The organism is Leucobacter faecis (assembly GCF_054456695.2).
Genome location: NZ_JBTJER020000008.1, coordinates 25,582 through 43,411 on the forward strand (window position 1 = coordinate 25,582; position 17,830 = coordinate 43,411).

The window sequence follows — 17,830 nt, forward strand, 5'->3', positions numbered from 1 at the left end:
GATGGTCGTTGCCGTGCTGGCAGGCGGCCGCTCTCCACCTCTTACGCTACGAAGGAACGACACCGATGTCGCAGACCTCTGATTCACACTCCCCCGACCTGACACAGGTCGCGCCAGGCGACCACTTCGATTTGGTGGTGCGCGGCCACCGCGTGCTCACGAGCGCGGGCATACGCGCCCGTGAGGTCGGCATTACAGGCGGCGTGATCGCGGCCATTCAGCCACTGGGCAACGGACTGCGGGGTGACCGGGTGATCGAACTTGCCGATGACGAGACACTCATGCCCGGGCTCGTTGATACCCACGTGCACGTCAACGAACCGGGCCGCACCGAGTGGGAGGGGTTCGCCTCCGCCACCCGGGCCGCTGCCGCCGGTGGTGTGACCACGATTATCGACATGCCGCTCAACAGTATTCCGCCGACCGTGTCCGTCGAGGCGCTCGAGGTGAAGCGTGACGTGGCGCGCGACCAGTCCTTTGTCGACGTCGGATTTTGGGGTGGCGCCGTGCCCGGCAACAAGGCCGATCTGCGACCGCTGCACGACGCCGGCGTGTTTGGTTTTAAGTGCTTTCTGCTGCACTCGGGGGTCGACGAGTTTCCACCGTTGCCCGCCGACGAGATGGAAGACGACATGCGTGAGCTGCAGTCGTACGATTCGATGCTCATTGTGCATGCCGAAGACTCGCGCGCCATTGACCGCGCGCCCACTCCTGAGGGCGACGACTATGGCCGATTTCTCGCGTCACGACCGCGCGGCGCCGAGAACATCGCGATCGCTGAAGTGATCGAACGCGCGCGGTGGACGGGCGCGCGTGCCCACATCTTGCATCTGTCGTCTTCTGATGCGCTGCCCATGATTCGCAGCGCGAAACGTGACGGCGTGCACTTGACCGTCGAAACTTGCCCCCACTACCTCGCGCTGACCGCCGAGGAGGTGCCCGTGGGCGGCACCGCGTATAAGTGCTGCCCGCCCATTCGCGAGGCCGCTAACCGTGAAGCGTTATGGGAGGGTCTCCTCGACGGCACAATCGATTACATCGTGTCTGACCATTCGCCGTCGACCCTCGATCTGAAGGATCTCGAGAACGGTGACTTTGCGGTGGCGTGGGGTGGCATCTCGTCGCTGCAGCTGGGGCTCTCGCTGATGTGGACTGAGGCGCGCCAACGCGGCATCTCGCTCGAGCAGGTGGTGTCGTGGATGGCTGAGAAGCCCGCCGCTAACGCAGGCCTCACCCGCAAGGGGCGCATTGCACTCGGCTGCGATGCCGACTTCTCGATCTTCGCGGCAGACGACGCGTTTGTCGTCGATGTGTCGAAGCTGAGCCACAAGAACCCGATCACGCCCTACGCCGGTCGAGCTCTTGCCGGGGTCGTGCGCGCGACCTATTTGCGAGGGGCGCAGATTGACGGTGTCACGCCGACCGGGCGGCTGCTGCGCCGGGGCATGGTGTCGTAGCAGAGCGGGCCCCGAACCCGCACCAGACGGCATCGAAACGACGAGTCGGCCCGATAAATACGCATTTATCGGGCCGACTCGTTATTTCGATGCCGACTCGTCATACAGGACGGCGGCAGCGCCGGCGCACACGCGCCAGCGCCAGCGCCAGCAGCTACTTCGCGGCCGGAGTCTCGACCGGGGTCAGCCCCAGCACGCTCGCCGTGTGCGCGAGCGACGCCTGTGCAGCGGCGAGGTCGCCGTTGAGGCCCTCACCGAGCGACGGAATCTGCTTCTTGAACTTCTTCGACCAGGTCTTGGCGTACTGCTCGGGGAAGCACTGCTCGAGCACACCGAGCATCGCGTGCACCGCCGTCGAAGCTCCAGGCGATGCACCCAGCAGACCCGAGATCGTGCCCTCGCCGCCGACGATCACCTCGGTGCCGAACTGCAGAATGCCGCCCTTTTCGGGGTCGTTCTTCATGACCTGCACGCGCTGGCCCGCGGTGATCATCTTCCAGTCGCTGGTCTGCGCACCCGGCATGTACTGGCGCAGCGTGTCCATCTGCTTCTCGCGGCTCGCAAACAGCTCGGTGATCAGATACTTCTCGAGCGAAAACTCGGTGAGGCCGACCTTAATCATGGGGCCAAGGTTGTGCGCACGAATCGAGCCGGGCAGATCCCACCACGATCCGTTCTTGAGGAAGTTGGGGGTGAAACCAGCGTAGGGCCCAAAGAGAATGCTCTTCTTGCCGTCGATCACGCGGGTGTCGAGGTGCGGCACCGACATCGGGGGCGCACCCACCGCTGCCTTGCCGTACACCTTCGCGTCGTGCTGCGCGACGATCTCGGGGTCGTCACACATAAGAAACTTGCCGCTGATCGGAAACCCGCCGAAGCCCTTGATCTCGGGGATGCCTGTGCTCTGCAGCAGCGGCAGTGCGCCGCCGCCGCCACCCACGAAGACGAACTTCGCGTTCACGACGGTCGTGCCGTATCCTGCACGGTTGCGAGTGTAGACGTCCCAGGTACCGTCTGCGCGGCGGCGCAGCTTACGCACCTCGGTGCCGAGGTGCACGTTGGCGCCCTGCTCGGCCATGTGGTCGATGAGCTGGGTCGTCACCGCGCCAAAGTCGACGTCGGTGCCACTCGTCGAACGGGTCGCAGCGAAGACGTCGTCTTTCGCGCGGCGGTCGATGAGCAACGGCGCCCACTCTGCAATGACCTCGGGGTCGTCGCTGAACTCCATGTCTGAGAACAGCGGCTCCTGCTTCAGAATCTCGAAGCGGCGGCGCAGGTACTCAACGTTCTCGGCCCCGCGCACAAACGTCATGTGCGGCGTCGAGTTGATGAACGAAGAGGGCTCTGCCAGCGTGCCATTTTCAACCAGGCTCGACCACCACTGGCGCGAGAGCTGAAACTGCTCATTGATCTTGATCGCCTTGTCGGGCGTCATCGTGCCGTCTTTGCCCTCGGGCATGTAGTTCAGCTCACACAGCGCTGCGTGGCCGGTACCGGCGTTGTTCCATCCATTGGAACTCTCGGTCGCCACTGCGGCACGAGACTCAAAGACTTCGATCGTCCAGTCAGGCTGCACCTGCTGAATGAGGGTACCGAGGGTGGCACTCATGATGCCACCGCCAACAAGGACGACGTCTACCGTGTTCTTACTCACGATCTTTGAGTCTACTCGTCATTTCTGATCCCGCGACCAGGTCTCTCGACGTCGAACAATCTACGGCCTCTTTGGGCTCGGCTTCTTGATCCGGATCATGCCGCGTGCCGCGCCCAGCTCACTCCGTGTCGCTGGCTTTGCCCGCGGGCAGTCGCGCAGTGAGGCAGGCGTTTTTGACCGTTTGGGCACCGCCCGACACGACCTGCGAGTAGCCGAGACGCTGCGCTTCGCGAGTGCGCTGCGCCTCACCCATGACGGGGCGCACCTCGCCCGCGAGACTCAGTTCCCCAAACGCCGCAACGCTGGGCCCAATCGGTTTGTCGCCCCGTGACGACAGCACCGCAAACGCGATCGCAAGGTCTGCGGCGGGTTCCGTGAGTTTTACACCGCCCACGGTCGACACGTAGACGTCTTGGTCGTGGAGCGTCACGCCGAGGTGCCGCTCGAGCACTGCCAACACCATGGCTACGCGTGACGGATCGACGCCGCTCGTCACGCGTCGCGGGTTGGGCGTCGCGCTTTTAGCGACGAGCGCCTGCACTTCGACCGGCATCGCGCGACGGCCATCGATCATGATCGTGGGGCAGGTGCCGCTGAGCTCTTCGGTGCTCTGGCTCAGGAACAGACCGCTCGGGTCTGGCACTTCGGCGATGCCACCGCCGGTCATCTCGAAGCAGCCGACCTCGTCGGTGGGTCCGTAGCGATTCTTCATACTTCTGAGAAAGCGCAGCGCCGTGTGCCGGTCACCCTCGAAGTGGCATACGACGTCAACGAGGTGCTCGAGCAGGCGGGGCCCGGCAATCGACCCGTCTTTGGTGACGTGACCCACGAGAATCACGGGGATGTCGCGTTCTTTCGCGACTCGAATCAGCGCCGCCGCGACCTCCCGCACCTGCGACGTGCCGCCGGGAGTGCCCTCGATTTGGTCACTCGCGAGCGTTTGCACCGAGTCGACGACTACAAAGTGCGGCGAAACCTGGTCGATGTGGCCGAGGACGGTCGCCAGGTCGGTCTCGCTGGCGAGAAACAGGGAGTCGTGCAGCGCACCAGTGCGCTCTGCACGCAGCCTAATCTGCCCCGTCGACTCCTCACCGCTCGCGTACAGCACGGTGGCGCCCTGCCCCGCGACGAGCGCGGCAGCAGCAAGCAGCAGCGTCGATTTGCCGACGCCGGGCTCACCAGACAGCAGTACAACAGCCCCTGGCACGAGGCCGCCGCCGAGCACACGGTCGAGTTCGCCGACGCCCGTCGACCTGTGGCGTGCGACGTGTCCAGTGAGCTCTGTAATGGGCTTTGCACGGCGCTCTTCGAGCGGGGTCGCAGCTGCCACGGTGCGCGCGAGGGTCGCCCCACGCCTACCACGTTCTTGCACGGTGCCCCACTCGTGACACTCACCGCAGCGCCCCACCCATTTGGCGGCCTGCCAGCCACACTCGGTGCACGCGTACGCGTTCGTCGTTTTCGCCATGCCCAGCAGCCTAACGGCTAAGTACGACAGAGGCCGGTGTCACTCTCGCGACACCGGCCCCTGTTGCCTTAACGGTGTGTTAGCTCAGTCGCTTCTCCTTCAAGCGACGCGAAGCTAGAACCGTCGTGACACCCGCTCCTGCGAGCAGCAGCAGCGCGCCCATCCCCCACAGCGCGTTGTGCATGGTGCCGGTCTCGGCCAGGCGCTTAGCACCGCTGGTGTCGGCCGCACCCTCAGACGCCGCCTGGCTGGCGCCGCCCTTGGTCGAGGCTGCTGCCGAGCCCTTCGGATCGGCGCTAGCCGAACCCTTCGGATCAGCGCTAGCCGAGCCCTTCGGATCAGCGTCAGCCGAGCCCTTCGGATCAGCGCTAGCCGAACCCTTCGGATCAGCGTCAGCCGAACCCTTCGGATCAGCGTCAGCCGAGCCGTTCGGATCAGCCTGTGCCGTGCCCGTAGCCGAAGCAGAGGCCGAGGCAGCCGCGGTCGCCGACGAATCAGCGTTCGCTGCGGTCTCTGCGGCCGCGTTGGCCGCAGAGCTGGCGTTGGCCGAAGCCTGCGCCTGTGCCTGCGCTGCGGTAGCAGTGTTCGCGGTGGCGTCATGGTTGGCGCTGGCCTGCGCCGCCGTGTTCGCCGCTGCGTTCGCGGTGGTAGACGTGTCTTGCGACGCGTTCTGCGAAGCGTCTGCCACCACGTCTGCCCGGGCCGCGACCTGCGATGCCGCCTGCGCCGCTGCCTCGGCGTTCGCCGTAGCGGCTGCCGATGCCTGTGACGTGGCCTGCGTCGAAGCGTCAGCCATGGCCGAGGTTTCGGCCGCAGCCTGAGCGGCAGCGTTCGCCTTGCTGTCGGCCTGTGCCGAAGCTGAGGCCGATGCTGCGGCGTTCACATCTGCTGCGGCGTTCGACGAGGCATTCGACGAGGAGTCAGCCTGCGCCGCCGCCTGAGCCGATGCCTCAGCGTTCACGCTGGCGGCGGCGCTCGCGTCTGCGTCTTGCGCAGCCGAGGCGTTGGCCGTCGTGGTTGCTGCCGCGAGCGCTGACGACTCGGCGTTCTGCGCTGCGTCGGCGGTAGCGGTCGCCTGCACGTTCGGGCGTGCGGCCGCCTGGGCAGCCGCCTTCGCGTTGGGGTCGGCCGCAGCATTTGCCGCGCTGCTGTTGTCGGCCATGGCCGCCGCCTGCGCTGCGGTCTGAGCCGATGCGTTGCTGCGATCGTCCGCGTCGGCCGAAGCCGATGCAGAAGCCGAAGCGTTAGCGTTGGCGTTTACGCTTGCCGCAGCCTGCGCCGATGCTTCGCCCGAGGGGTCTGCTGCGGCGTTGGCGTCGGCGGCGTTACGCGCTGCGGCCTGTGCGGCGGCGGCTGAATCGTGGTCGGCGTCGTTATTCGATGCCGCGTCTGAGTCAGCGTTCTGGTCGGCGCTGGCGCTCGCAGCGGCGGTAGCCGTTGCGTTCGTGTCTGCGGTCGACCGCGCAGCTGCCTGTGCTGCCGAGTTCGCGTTCGTCGTCGTGTCGGCCGAAGCAGTCATCGAAGCGTTGGCATCCACGCTGGTGTACGCCGCTGCTTCTGCCGCTGCGGTTGCATCAGCATTCGAAGATGCGCTCGCCTGCGAGGTTGCCTGCGAGTAAGCCGCGGCCTGGGCGGCTGCCTGGGCCTGCGCCTGCTGTGAAGCACTCGCGTTGGCCGAAGCTGCTGCCGACGCTGAAGCGTTGGCGTTTGCGTTGACGTTGGTCGAGGCCTGGCTTGACGCGGTGCCAGAGGCATCGCTGTCTGACGCTGCCTCTGCAGCGGCCTGTGAGGCTGCGCGAGAGTCAACCGAACCAACGATCGAGCCAGCCGCAGATGCGTTGGCGCTTGCGTTCGTCGAGTTTGTCGCGGCGGCCTGTGCTGCTGCGTTGCTCGTCGTCGTGGCGTTCGTTGACGCGTTGGTCGAGGCCGTCGTATGTGCCGCCGACTCAGCTGCCGCGTTTGCCGTCGCGTCTGCCGCGGCCGAAGCCGCTGCCGATGCGTCTGCGCGAGCGGCCGCCACTGCTGCGCCTTCTACTGCAGCGTTATTGTTGCCGTCTGCCTGCGCAGACGCCGCTGCCGATGCCGATGCGTTGGTGTTGGTGCCAGCGGGCGGCTCTTCCATCACGTCAGTGGTTGACGTCGCCGAGCGTCCGCTGTCGTTACCCACCGCGCTAAAGTTCAGCGCCGTGCCATCTGCGACCGATGCGTTCACAGCACACGTGACCGTGAAAGCTCCGTTGGTATCTGCGATCACAGGAGTTCCACTCGTCACGGCACAGCTAGCTGGCAGAGTGAGCGTGACACCTTCGCCCGGGGCGAAGTTGCTGCCCGTGATGGTCACTGTCTCGCCTGGCTCCACCACAGGCGTGCTCGTGAGCGTTGCCGTGGCGCGGGTAACGTTTGACTCAGAGGTCGCTGTGCGGCCGCTGGTGCCGCCCGTTGCGGTAAAGGTGACAGAACCTGGCGCGTAGGCTTCGGGTACGAGCCACGTGAACGAAACCGTGCCGTCGGCAAGCGCCGTTACGGTGCTCGTGGTGCCATCTGGGTTCTCGAGCGTCACATCTTCACCCGGCACGAATCCACCACCATTGATAGTGATGTATCCACCCTGAATCGAGTTGTTCGAGCTCAGAGTCGCTTCAACCACCGTCACCGAAGCTTCTGCCCGATCATCGGCACCTGTCGTTGCAACGAACTCGACAATGTCGCCATCGTCGTAGCCCGCGGGGACGACCCAGGTGGCGGTGAAGGTGCCGTCAGCGGCGACCGTCGCGGTGATGCTTGCGTCGGTGATTCCATTCACCGCAAACGAAACGGTCTCACCGGGCGTGAACGCTGCTCCTTCCAGTGTCACCGTCTCGCCCTCGGCCACCTGGCCCGGCGTCGCGGTGAGATTCGCCTGTGCGTTTGCAGCTTCTACCGTGGCCGATGCGAGATCAAGCTTTACGGCATCGTTCAAGAGCGGAAGCAGGGTCACACTGAGCGCACGGACAGTGAAGCTGCCGCTGCCGAGGTCTCCGGGTTCGGGCGTAGCCAACTCAGTCGGCTGCTCATTGATTGTGATCGCCAAGAGCTCGCTCAATACCGGCTCAAGCGCGTCATCAAGTAGTCTCGCCACGAGCGGCTGCACGATTGCCATGAGGCCCGGCTGCAGGTTTCCGATCACGCCATTCACAACCGGCTCGAGCACGGTGCTACCGATGTCGGCGATAAGCGGGGTCAGTGTGTCCACTACCGGCTGCAGCAGCGCACCAATGTTGACGAGGTCACTCACACAAACACCCAACACGCAGGGAAGGCCTGGCAGAACTGCCACTCCACTGACATCGATGACCGGAGCTGCGTAGCCGGTCTGGCCCAGGAGCCCGCCAACGGTTGTTGAAATTTCAATGGGGCCACCAGCCACATCGATCGTTCCAACGCCGGGGATACCCGTGCTAAGCCCGAGCGTGACGCTCAGGTCGAGGTTCACCTCTGCCGCGTACAGTCCGTCAGTTACGACTGACACGACCTTGCTAATTGCCGAGTTGGGCCCTGCACCGATGAGGGCATCGCTGACACCATCGAGGATCGCATTCACTACGTCGCCCGACAGCACCTCGGTGTTCGGGTCGAGTTCGCTCAACGAAGTAGCTGTCGGGTGATTCTCGACGACCAGCTTTGCGAGATCGAGCGTGATCATGCCGTCGTTCAAATCGATTGAGACGGTCTGGTCGACGTTCTCAAGCGGGTTAGAAAGAAGCTCAGTGTCGATTGCGGTAGCGAGACCGCTTAGGTCAATAGACGCCGCACCGATTTCTGCCTCGACCAGTGGCAGCGCGTCAACCACGTCCACGAGGCCCTGCAACGCCGCTTCGAGGCCACCGCCGGGCCCTGCGAGTTCGACAACCGGATCAACGATGTCGTTGACCGTGCCCTGCAGGGTCTGCACCAGCTCTTCTACGAGCAGGCTGTGCACTTCGGCCCGCAGACCCGCGACCATGTACTCGTCACTTGTGACGTTATTTGACTTCTCTGCCTTTGCGCCAACCGCACCAATAGTGACGTTAGCGGTGTCTAGGACCGCATCGGCAGTCCCCTGACCCAGCACCTGCGCGATGAGCGCGCTCGCATCCAACTGTGCCGGCCTGAACGTCGGGTCAACCTGCCCCGGGTTCAAGATGACGGCACTACCACCGGCTCCGGCGATACCCGAAGTCGCGATACTTGTAGTTTCAGAAGGAGAATCCGCCGTTCCGATCAGGGCGTTCAGGTCGCCAAGATCAAGCAAGCCTCCCCCTGCCGGGTTCGCGGGATCCTTTAGTAGCGGTAGCGTGACGGTGCCGAGGTTGATCGGCATACCGAGCAAAGCAACTTCAAGCTGCGCTGAATCGCTATCGGTCCATGTAGCGTCGCTGCTGTCGAACGCGCTGTGTGCGCTGGCGGTGCCAGCTAGATCTAGTCCGAGAACGTCTAGGAAGAGCCCGTGCCCGTGAGCGGCTGATACCGCTCCTGTGGGCGGCGTCTGCTCGTCAGCGCTAGCAACGTTGCTTACGGTCACCGCTCCCATTGCGGCAACCGCGGCCGTCGTCACAAGGGCGAGAGCGCGTCTACGGCGCCGCTTCCCCTGTGTCTGGTCCTGGGTATTCAGTCTCAAGGTGTGTCCCCCCAAAATAATGTGGCTTTCACTACATTCACGTCAGAGCAAACTTTGACGGTTACGGCCGAGACTAGGGGCGTACCGCTCGACAGCCTAGGTACTTACGTAGTACTGAAAATGCCGTCCGCAGGCGCACGCCTAGCAGCCGATATCCCTGAGATTGTTTTTTGAAACCCTGAGTCAAGTACCCATAACTGCACAATTTCCTGCAACACCATCCATATTTCTCCAACATAACTACTCACTTGTTGGTTAGAGTGGTACGCATCACACGTTGCATTGCACGCTTCGGGGGAGGCAGGACGATGGTGTTTCGGAAGTGCCCAAATGCTTGGCGCACAAACCTACTCAACATGCTCGAATCGGCGACCACGCTGCCGGGGCTGGTGCTCTTAACCGGCCCCAGTGGAATCGGCAAGAGCCACATGCTCACCGGCCTCGCCGAGCGGTTCACTGAACGCAAGTCAGCGCACACACGCATCAATCTCAGTGCGCCCGATGCGATCGAACGGCTGACGGCCGTACCTCATGACTGCACCGTACTCATCGACGAGTTCGAGTCGGCCGACTACGCCGTGCTCGTCAGCGTGCTCGAGCGTGTGGCTGCGGGTGAAAGCTGCGTCGCCGCGATCCGCAACGACCTCGCGGCGCCCACCTATCACGCGGCCCTACACAAGCTGCATTCAAACCATCCACATCTCAGCGCAGTCCTTGCAGAAGCGCGCAATGCCACTCTGCCCCCTATGTCTGCGTCAGAGAGCACGCATCTCATTGAGCTCCAGCGCCCTACCCCGTTCGACTCAGCCATCACGTCGGTGATCGCAGATCTCGGCTGGGGCCGGCCCGGCTGGATTCTCGATCTACTGGTGCTCGCTGAAGCTGGCAAGCTGGCTGCTGCACCGGTAGCAAAGGTCACCACACTCGACATTGGCGACGCGCACCTCCCCACGCTCACCGCCGTCACACACGCAGCTGAACACGGCCTCACGAAGGACGCCATCGCCGCGGCAATTGTGCTTGCGAGCATCGACCCGAGAACGCCCAATGGAGCAGTAGACCTCACCTCGGCAGATGCGGTCGCACAGCTGCTTGATGCCCGGATCCTGCTTGAGTCAGCAAGTACCGCGGGCGTGTACACAGTGCCCGAGTTCTATGCCGCGGAGTTGCGCCGGCACGCCGAAGCTGCGCTCGTGGCCGATGCGATGCGTGACGCCGCTGCCCAGCTGCTCACGCAGACCGAGTTTGGCATCTCGCTGTCAGACCGAGAATCGTTCTTTTGCGCGTGGGCTTTCACCAGCAGTGGAGCGGCAGGCGGGCACTCGCTCGATGCGCGGGCCGACCGTGCGCATAACCGGGTGCTGCGCAGCTCGCTCGCCACGTTCTTGTCGTTTGCGCGCCTCGAGGCACGCGATCTGCTGCTGCGCATCACCGACGCAGAACCTCTCACGCCTCTCGAGCGTACGCGCGCCGCGGCCGTGCTCAGCGGCCCACTTGAGAGCGTGCGCTCGCTGCAGCAACTCCCCCTAGATTTTGCCCCCGCTGGCGGCGCCCGCTACGGGGCCGAGTTCTTAAACCAGCTGCTGCGCGCTGAAGTGCGGCTGCCCCCTGAGCCGACAAAGCTCCTCGGCGCCAATACCATAGCCAACACCAGCACCCCCGATTTCGACACCAACGGCACATCAGCGCTGCTGTTTCGACGCTGGAACGACAACTCCGAGCTCGGTGACGACACGGCCGCGATCTGCGACCTCGCACGCCATCACCCGGTCGCTGAGGTAGCGCTGCACGCCGAACAGCTCGTGGCCCTCGAGTACGCGCTCCTCGGGTGTTCCCCGCCGCCGATCCTTCCCACCCAACAGGCCGATCGCCGCATCGACCGCATCGACCGCATCGACCGCATCGCGGCACTCGCCATCACGAGCCCGCACGCGCTGCAAGATGTGCTCGCTTCAGCCGCGCTCACCGAAGGGGTATTGACCCTGATCACCGGGGCGAACGTCGACGCCTCTGGCGTGCTGTCGCAGATTCCCGCGCATCTCACCGGCGCACAGTTTCATACCGTGTGGCTGCGGCACCTGCTGCAAGCCGCCAGCGCATTGACCGCCGGCGACGCCGCACGTGCGAGCCGAGAATGGACGCGACTCGAGGCACGCGCCCCGCGGTTCATCCCGCTACGCCTGCGCAACGTGATCACAGAAATTGGCTGCCAACTGCGGTCGCTCGACGGCGTGCAGCCCCGCCCCTCGAACGCAGTCGCGCACCTGCTCGCGTACTATTTTCCAGCGCAGTTTGAGGGAGCGCACAGCACCAAGGCACACGCGTGCACGCTCGCTGCACATGCTCCCGGCACCCCTCTTAGAGCCGGATCATGGGCCCCCACCCCACCGTCCTCGCCCCTGCCCCTGTTTACGCTCATCGACGCCCAGAGCGAGGCGTTCGAATCACAGAACCCGTCGGCGCTGCTGGCTGCTGCCGACAGGTCGCAGCAACTCGGCCACTGGGGACCAGCCACACACGCGGCACAGGAGGCAAACGCTATCTATGTACGCAGGCGTGCCACCGGCAACGTTGCCGCCTGCCACCTCAAACTCAAAGAAATTGAGGCGGCCGCGCAGGTGCGTCTCCCGTGGTTCACCGTCGCCGACATTGCAGAGCCCCTGCAACCAACTCTCACCTCACGCGAGCTCGAAACGGCACAGCATGCCGCGGCTGGTTTGAGTAACGGCGAAATAGCTTCTCTGATGAGCTGCACAAGCCGCACTGTCGAGTCACACCTCTCTACCGCACGCGCCAAACTCGGGGCCGTGAAGCGCGCAGAGTTGGGCCAGCGCCTGCGTGATTTCGGCTACGGTGCGAATCGTCACCGCCGTTCAGATGCTGCTGTCTATCCGGCTGCTTCCTGAGGCGAGCGCAGTCCCATGAGTGCGCGACACGCCCGCGATCACCGATTACACCCCCTCGATTAGCGCAGGCACCCCTAAATCCCGTATTCTCTTTCTCGGTGACGTGTCCGAGCGGCCGAAGGTGCAACACTCGAAATGTTGTGTGGTTAATAGCCACCGTGGGTTCAAATCCCACCGTCACCGCCACCAAAACCCCCGCTGAGTTCAGTTTCAAACTGAATTCGCGGGGGTTTTCTCGTTTCCAGGCACAGCGGCCACAGCGCGCGCAGTCCAGGGGCCGCTCCAAAAGCCCGGGTATAGTGGGCTCCAGAATAACTTTGCGACTGCGGCTGTTTTAGCGCGGCCCGAGCCCCCACACGGGGCCACCTGCCACCGCCGGCTCTCTTGGCCCATACCCGGGTCGCTTCAACTGGCTATGCCCTGCAACGTCGCACGTTATCAAATTTGAAGTTTGCAATGCAGCGCCTCAAAGCGACGGCTGCCTCGCAGGCTCGCTGCGAGGCTTCTGCGCGTCACTATCCGCGAGGAGAACCCGTGTCGACAACCACTGACACACCGACCGATACACCCAAGACGACGAAGCGAGGCTTCTTCGGCCACCCCTGGGGGCTTGCCAACCTCGCCGGCGTCGAAATGTGGGAGCGCTTTAGCTTCTACGGCATGCAGGCCCTTCTGGCCTACTACATCTATTTCTCGGCCTCTGACGGCGGCCTCGGACTGTCGCAGGCGGCCGCCGGATCCATCGTCGGCGCCTACGGTGGCCTTGTCTACCTCTCGGCGGTGCTCGGTGGCTGGGTCGCCGACCGCGTGCTGGGCGCTGAACGCACCCTGTTCACCGCCGCGTGCCTCATCATGGCCGGCCACCTCGCGCTCGCGTTCGTACCCGGCGCGCTGGGCCTCGCGATCGGCCTCATCGGTGTGGCCATTGGATCCGGATCTCTCAAGACCACGACCTCTACGGTGCTGGGCGATCTCTACACGCGTGAAGATACGCGCCGAGACGCCGCGTTCTCGATCTACTACATGGGCGTGAACATCGGCGGGCTCGTTGGCCCGCTGGCGACGAGCGCGCTGTGGGGTTGGAAGGGCTTTCACTGGGGTTTTGCTCTCGCCGCGATTGGCATGGCTGCCGGTCTGATCCAGTACATTCTGATGCGTGGGCGCACGATCTCAGACGCGAGCCGCAAGCCGCAGAACCCGCTCACAGCAAAGCAAAAGCGCGTGTGGCCCGCCGTGTTCGTGGCCGCGCTAGGTGTGGTTGTGCTCGCCGTCGCGTTTGGCCTCATAACCGCCGAGAACCTGTCGAACATTGTCGTCGTGCTCGTGATTGTGACCGTGATCGCGCTGTTCACCGTGATGCTCACGAGCCGCCAGATCGATGCTGTCGAGCGCAAGCGCGTGTTCGCGTTCATTCCGCTGTTTATCGCTTCGGCCGTGTTCTGGTCGCTGTTTCAGCAGCAGTTCACCGCGCTCGCGTTCTACGCTGACACCCGCCTCAACCTGAACCTCTTTGGTTGGACGATGCCGCCGAGCATGGTGCAGTCGATCAACCCGATCTTCATCATTATTTTCGCGGGCGTCTTCGCCGGCATGTGGGTGAAGCTGGGCGCGCGCCAGCCCTCGACCCCGGTGAAGTTCGCGCTCGGCACCGGCCTCATGGGGGTCGCGTTCTTGTGCTTCATTCCGTTCGCGGGCTGGGCTGACGGCTCGGTGCCGCTCATCGCTTTCGCGGGGATCCTGTTCCTCTTCACGATGGCCGAGCTGTGCCTGTCACCGGTCGGCCAGTCGCTGTCGACGAAGCTCGCGCCGCGCGCCTTCCACTCGCAGATGGTCGCGCTGTTCTTCTTGTCAGTGTCGCTCGGCTCGGCCGCCTCGGGTTCGCTCGCGAGCCTGTACACCGCGGAGGCCGAGGTCTCGTACTTCCTCGTCATCGGGCTCGCCTCGATCGCGGTGGCTATCTTGCTGCTCGTCGTGCGTAAGCCGATCCTCAAGCTGATGAGCGGCGTGCGCTAACTCTCAGCACACGCACCGGCCCTGCGCAGGCATCGAAATAACGATCCGGCACGTTAAATACGTATTTGGCGTGCCGGATCGTCATTTCAGTGCTGGGTCAGTCTCGCGTATGCCGAACCACCCCACCAGGCTCATCGAGCTGACCAAGGTACTCGAGGATCATGGAGGCGACGGGCTCGGGGCTTTTGATGACGGCCTCGTGGCCGCGATCCGGAATCACACGCATTGTAGACTTCGGCAGCGCAGCGGCCACTTCGGCGACCCACTCGCGTGGGCAGACGCGATCGGTCTCGCCCGCGAGCACGAGCGCGGGCACCGTGACCCGCGGACACACGTCTTCGAGGCGGTGATCGAGCATGAACTTGAGCTTGTTGGCAAACCACAGCGGGCTCGTCTTGAAGTATTCGTAGAGCCCCGTCGCGAGCACTTTGAGCCCTTCGCCCGAGAGGTCTTGCGCCATGCGTTCGGTTTGCTTCATCACGCTGCGCTCGAGCCTGTTGATGGTGGGCGCAATGAGCACGAGCCCGTTGACGAGCTCGGGGTGGTCAGCGGCAAGCTGAGCCGTGATTTGGGTGCCCATCGAGTGTCCCACCAGCACCACTCGACCGAGCTGTTCATCGCGAATGAACCTCGCCAGATTAGCCGCGGTTTCGACGATTTCGGTGTCTGAACCCGGCTCAGGCGAGTCACCAAAGCCGGGCAGGTCGAGCGCGATCACCCGGCCCCGCTGAGCCAGAATCGGGGCAACATCGTCGAACACGATGCGCCCCATGCCAATGCCGTGCACGAGCACAAATGTGCGTTTGGGGAGCTCTGCGTTCTCAGTCGGCGGCGTCTTCGCGGGTGTGTCATTGAACACGATCGCCAGATCGCCGAACTCGTACCGTCGTTCGCGTGGTCGATTACTCATGATGAGATGGTCTGCACTGTCCATCGCCCCAGACTAGCCTCACCGCAGTGGGAGGCGATGAGGGCGGGCGGCGCTTCGATCGCTCCACACCACCCGCCCTCGACTGCGACGAGGCGCGCTACTTCTTGAACGCGTCCTTCACGTTTTCGCCCGCCTTCTTGACGCTCGCTGCAGCCTGATCGGCCTTACCTTCGGCCTCCTTCGCTTCATCGCCGGTGAGCTTGCCCACCGCTTCTTTCGCTTTGCCCGCGAGGTCTTGTGCCGCGTTCTTCATCTTGTCTTCAGCGCTCATGGTGCCGTTCCTTTCGTTGTACTGCGGTTGGGGGTACTGCGGTTGGAGGTACTGCGGTTGGGGTACTGCGGATTAGGTACGTGTGTGTTCGTGGTTTCTGGCTATGCCGCGCGCAGCTCGCTGCGCCATCTCGATTGCACCGGGCTCGTGATCTCGATGACGATTGGTAGTTGCTTGCCCAGCAGGGCATCCCACTGTCCAATCGTTTCTTCCACCAGTTGCACGATCGTCGCGGGCGACGTACCGCGGCGTACTCCGAGCGACACTCGCATCGCCGTGCTGCCGCGCATCGTGTGGGCGCTCACACGCACCGACAGCACCTCGAGCTCGGGTGCGAGCGATTCTTTCAGCAGCACCTCAGCGACTTTCACGTCGATCGTGACAGTGCCGCGAAGCTCCCCCGCGGCGGGCCTGCCACGACGGCTCCGCGGCGCGGCACTCTTGAGCAGGGTCGCTGTGCGGCCTCCGCCCTGCCGAGCGATCACGAGCACTCCCAGCGCCAAAAGTACCGCTATCGCGACCAGGATGAGCAGCCAAACAAGCGGCAGCTGGAAGACGACTGGTGCGTACGCGATCAGTTCAGTCAGCCACGAGATAAGCCGTGCCCCTGTACGTTCCCACGCAGCCCGCCACTCGGGCATGACAGCGGCGGCGAGCGCACATGCGCCCACTCCCAGACAGGCTAGGCCAGCGCACAGCAAGATCGCGCGGTTGAGTAGCCGGGGCGTGGTGTTCATGCGCCGACTCGCCCCTGTGTACGCACGCTCAGGTTGCCCCGCATGCTCGGCGCAAGCTCGGCCGCAATGAGCTCTGCCCGCAGAGCCTGCTCGCACAGGTGCTCGGCCACGGGAACCCCCGTCACCGGAGTGACCTGGGCTTCAACGGTGCGGCGCCCCACGGTGACGCGCACCATGTCTCGAGAAACCCCGGCGACGCGTGCCACGCGGGCAGCTACCCCTGACGCCAGTGTGGCGTCGTCGATAACAAATGCGGCTCGGTCGTTTACTCGGCAGTGGCGGGCGCGACGTCCCGGCGAGATCGCTGCTGCCACGGCCAATGTTCCCGCTGAGAGCCCGATAGCCGCGACGCTACCCAGCTGAACGCTCGAGTACGCGATTTGGCCGCCCACAGCTTCTGCGAGTGTGTGAGGCGCTGCAATGAGGGGCGGTAGCGCCGCCAAGTGCAGCACGATCTCGGCGCCAACCCAGATCAGCACGATCGAGATCGATACCACTGTGATCACCGTCACGAGCGATCGTGATGAGTGAGTCTCGCGTCGCACAATGCGCTTGTAGAGTCGCTGGTTCGTCATCGCGCACGGCCCTTCTGTGCGATCCTCGCGGTTGTCAGGTGCAACGCCAAACTCCCCACGCGGTGGCCCGTCAGCTCCGTGATCTGTCGCCCGATGGCCAGGCGCAGCCGTTCGCTGCGCTGGGTGAGTGTCTCGCCGGGCAACGCGCTCGAAACCGCTGTCGATGCGAGCGCCGCTACACAGATCGGGGCACTCACCCGGATCCCGAGGTCTCCGTCGGCATCTGTGATGCGCACGGTCACCGTGCCTGTGGGCACGGCCAGCTGGGTGGCCGCGGCCCCCGCCACGATGCTGTGCAGCGCGCTTGAGGTGATCTGTGTGCGGCCCCGGATCGGGAGTGCCTCACCCTCGTCGCTATCGTGCGCTTCACTGCGCGAGTGCACGACTGGTGCGTTGTCCACTACGAACTCCGTCGCCCGCGAAGCGCGTCACCGAGTGCGCGCACGTCAATGCGGCCGCTGAGGGTTTTGGCGACGAAGGCGCCCACCACCATGGCTAGGCCGACAAAGAAGCAGGCCCAAAACCCGAGGATGACCCACGTGAGGGCAAGCGTCGCGCCGGCCGCTGCCCCCACCACGGAGTCGTTCATTGCACTCTCGATGCGTCGCCAGCTTCACGATCCGGCGCCTCGTCTTGGTCGTCTGATGGCACATGCACATCGGTCACGGTCACATTCACCTCAGCAATTTCCATTCCGACGAGTTCGACGATCGCATGCCCCACCGCCGCGCGTACATTGGCGCCCAGCTCTTGCAGTGGCACGGGGTACTCGGCAACGAGCGAGATGTCTGCGGCGACCTGGGTCTCCCCCACCTCCACCGATACGCCCTGGGCCAGGTCGGTATTGCCCACCGCGTCTCGCATTGCGCCGACGACTCGTGCGACTCCGCCGCCGAGGGCGTATACGCCCGCGATTTCGCGCACCGCAATGCCCGCTACCTTCGCAACGACCGAGTCGTCAACCACGGTCTTGCCGCGCACACCAGCGGGGTCGGTGTCTACGTTGGGCGCCGCGTTCGCTGGTTTCGTGACGCCTACCGTTTCTGGGCGCGTTGACTTCTCAGGTGTTGTGACTTGCTGGCTTGCCATGACGATCTCCTTCGATTTAGCTGAGCATCTTCCACTAGTTCATCTGACGAATCACGGTCTGACCTAGTGTTACCCATAGGACGCACACCCACG

13 protein-coding genes and 1 tRNA gene are annotated in these 17,830 nt (G+C 64.2%); 4 read left to right on the top strand and 10 right to left on the bottom strand.

Annotated elements, in window-relative coordinates:
• The first annotated feature begins 65 nt into the window (after positions 1-65).
• Positions 66-1,457, top strand: coding sequence for an allantoinase AllB (allB, locus tag ACXR2W_RS09910; RefSeq protein ID WP_458814706.1), 1,392 nt, complete (start codon positions 66-68; stop codon positions 1,455-1,457).
• 154 nt (positions 1,458-1,611) lie between these two features.
• On the opposite strand, the gene mqo is transcribed toward allB, so the two are convergent.
• The 3 genes from mqo to ACXR2W_RS09925 form a co-directional block, all read right to left on the bottom strand.
• Positions 1,612-3,111 carry a malate dehydrogenase (quinone) gene (gene mqo, locus ACXR2W_RS09915; protein ID WP_458814708.1) on the bottom strand — a complete coding sequence of 500 codons (1,500 nt, stop codon included), beginning with the start codon at positions 3,109-3,111 and terminating at the stop codon, positions 1,612-1,614.
• Positions 3,112-3,229: 118 nt separating this feature from the next.
• On the bottom strand, positions 3,230-4,579 hold the full coding sequence (gene radA, locus ACXR2W_RS09920) for a DNA repair protein RadA (RefSeq protein WP_458814710.1): 1,350 nt from the start codon (positions 4,577-4,579) through the stop codon (positions 3,230-3,232).
• Between the two features lie 79 nt (positions 4,580-4,658).
• Positions 4,659-9,119, bottom strand: coding sequence for a choice-of-anchor G family protein (locus ACXR2W_RS09925; protein ID WP_489948846.1), 4,461 nt, complete (start codon positions 9,117-9,119; stop codon positions 4,659-4,661).
• Positions 9,120-9,571: 452 nt separating this feature from the next.
• Here ACXR2W_RS09925 and ACXR2W_RS09930 point away from each other — a divergent pair, with 452 nt between their 5' ends.
• The 3 genes from ACXR2W_RS09930 (at position 9,572) to ACXR2W_RS09940 (ending at position 14,134) form a co-directional block, all read left to right on the top strand.
• On the top strand, positions 9,572-12,121 hold the full coding sequence (locus ACXR2W_RS09930) for a LuxR C-terminal-related transcriptional regulator (RefSeq protein ID WP_458814714.1): 2,550 nt from the start codon (positions 9,572-9,574) through the stop codon (positions 12,119-12,121).
• A gap of 97 nt (positions 12,122-12,218) precedes the next feature.
• A tRNA-Ser gene (locus ACXR2W_RS09935) sits at positions 12,219-12,307 on the top strand.
• Positions 12,308-12,655: 348 nt separating this feature from the next.
• A complete protein-coding gene (locus ACXR2W_RS09940; protein WP_458814716.1) occupies positions 12,656-14,134 on the top strand; it encodes a peptide MFS transporter in 1,479 nt (492 codons plus the stop codon).
• Between the two features lie 97 nt (positions 14,135-14,231).
• Here the strand turns inward: ACXR2W_RS09940 and ACXR2W_RS09945 are convergent, their stop codons facing one another.
• From ACXR2W_RS09945 to ACXR2W_RS09975, 7 genes are all read right to left on the bottom strand, one after another.
• Positions 14,232-15,044, bottom strand: coding sequence for an alpha/beta fold hydrolase (locus ACXR2W_RS09945; RefSeq protein WP_458814718.1), 813 nt, complete (start codon positions 15,042-15,044; stop codon positions 14,232-14,234).
• A 118-nt stretch (positions 15,045-15,162) separates the two neighbouring features.
• Entirely contained in the window at positions 15,163-15,336 is a 174-nt protein-coding gene (locus ACXR2W_RS09950) for a CsbD family protein (protein WP_458814720.1), read from the bottom strand.
• A 101-nt stretch (positions 15,337-15,437) separates the two neighbouring features.
• Positions 15,438-16,073 carry an Asp23/Gls24 family envelope stress response protein gene (locus ACXR2W_RS09955; RefSeq protein WP_458814722.1) on the bottom strand — a complete coding sequence of 212 codons (636 nt, stop codon included), beginning with the start codon at positions 16,071-16,073 and terminating at the stop codon, positions 15,438-15,440.
• Positions 16,070-16,648: a hypothetical protein gene (locus ACXR2W_RS09960; RefSeq protein ID WP_458814724.1), complete on the bottom strand. Its 579-nt coding sequence runs from the start codon at positions 16,646-16,648 to the stop codon at positions 16,070-16,072. Before ACXR2W_RS09960 ends, ACXR2W_RS09955 begins: the two co-directional genes overlap by 4 nt.
• Positions 16,645-17,049 carry a hypothetical protein gene (locus ACXR2W_RS09965; protein WP_458814726.1) on the bottom strand — a complete coding sequence of 135 codons (405 nt, stop codon included), beginning with the start codon at positions 17,047-17,049 and terminating at the stop codon, positions 16,645-16,647. Before ACXR2W_RS09965 ends, ACXR2W_RS09960 begins: the two co-directional genes overlap by 4 nt.
• On the bottom strand, positions 17,049-17,237 hold the full coding sequence (locus tag ACXR2W_RS09970; RefSeq protein WP_458814728.1) for a hypothetical protein: 189 nt from the start codon (positions 17,235-17,237) through the stop codon (positions 17,049-17,051). The genes ACXR2W_RS09965 and ACXR2W_RS09970 overlap by 1 nt, the downstream gene beginning before the upstream one ends.
• A complete protein-coding gene (locus ACXR2W_RS09975) occupies positions 17,234-17,737 on the bottom strand; it encodes an Asp23/Gls24 family envelope stress response protein (protein WP_458814730.1) in 504 nt (167 codons plus the stop codon). The genes ACXR2W_RS09970 and ACXR2W_RS09975 overlap by 4 nt, the downstream gene beginning before the upstream one ends.
• Positions 17,738-17,830 lie beyond the last annotated feature (93 nt).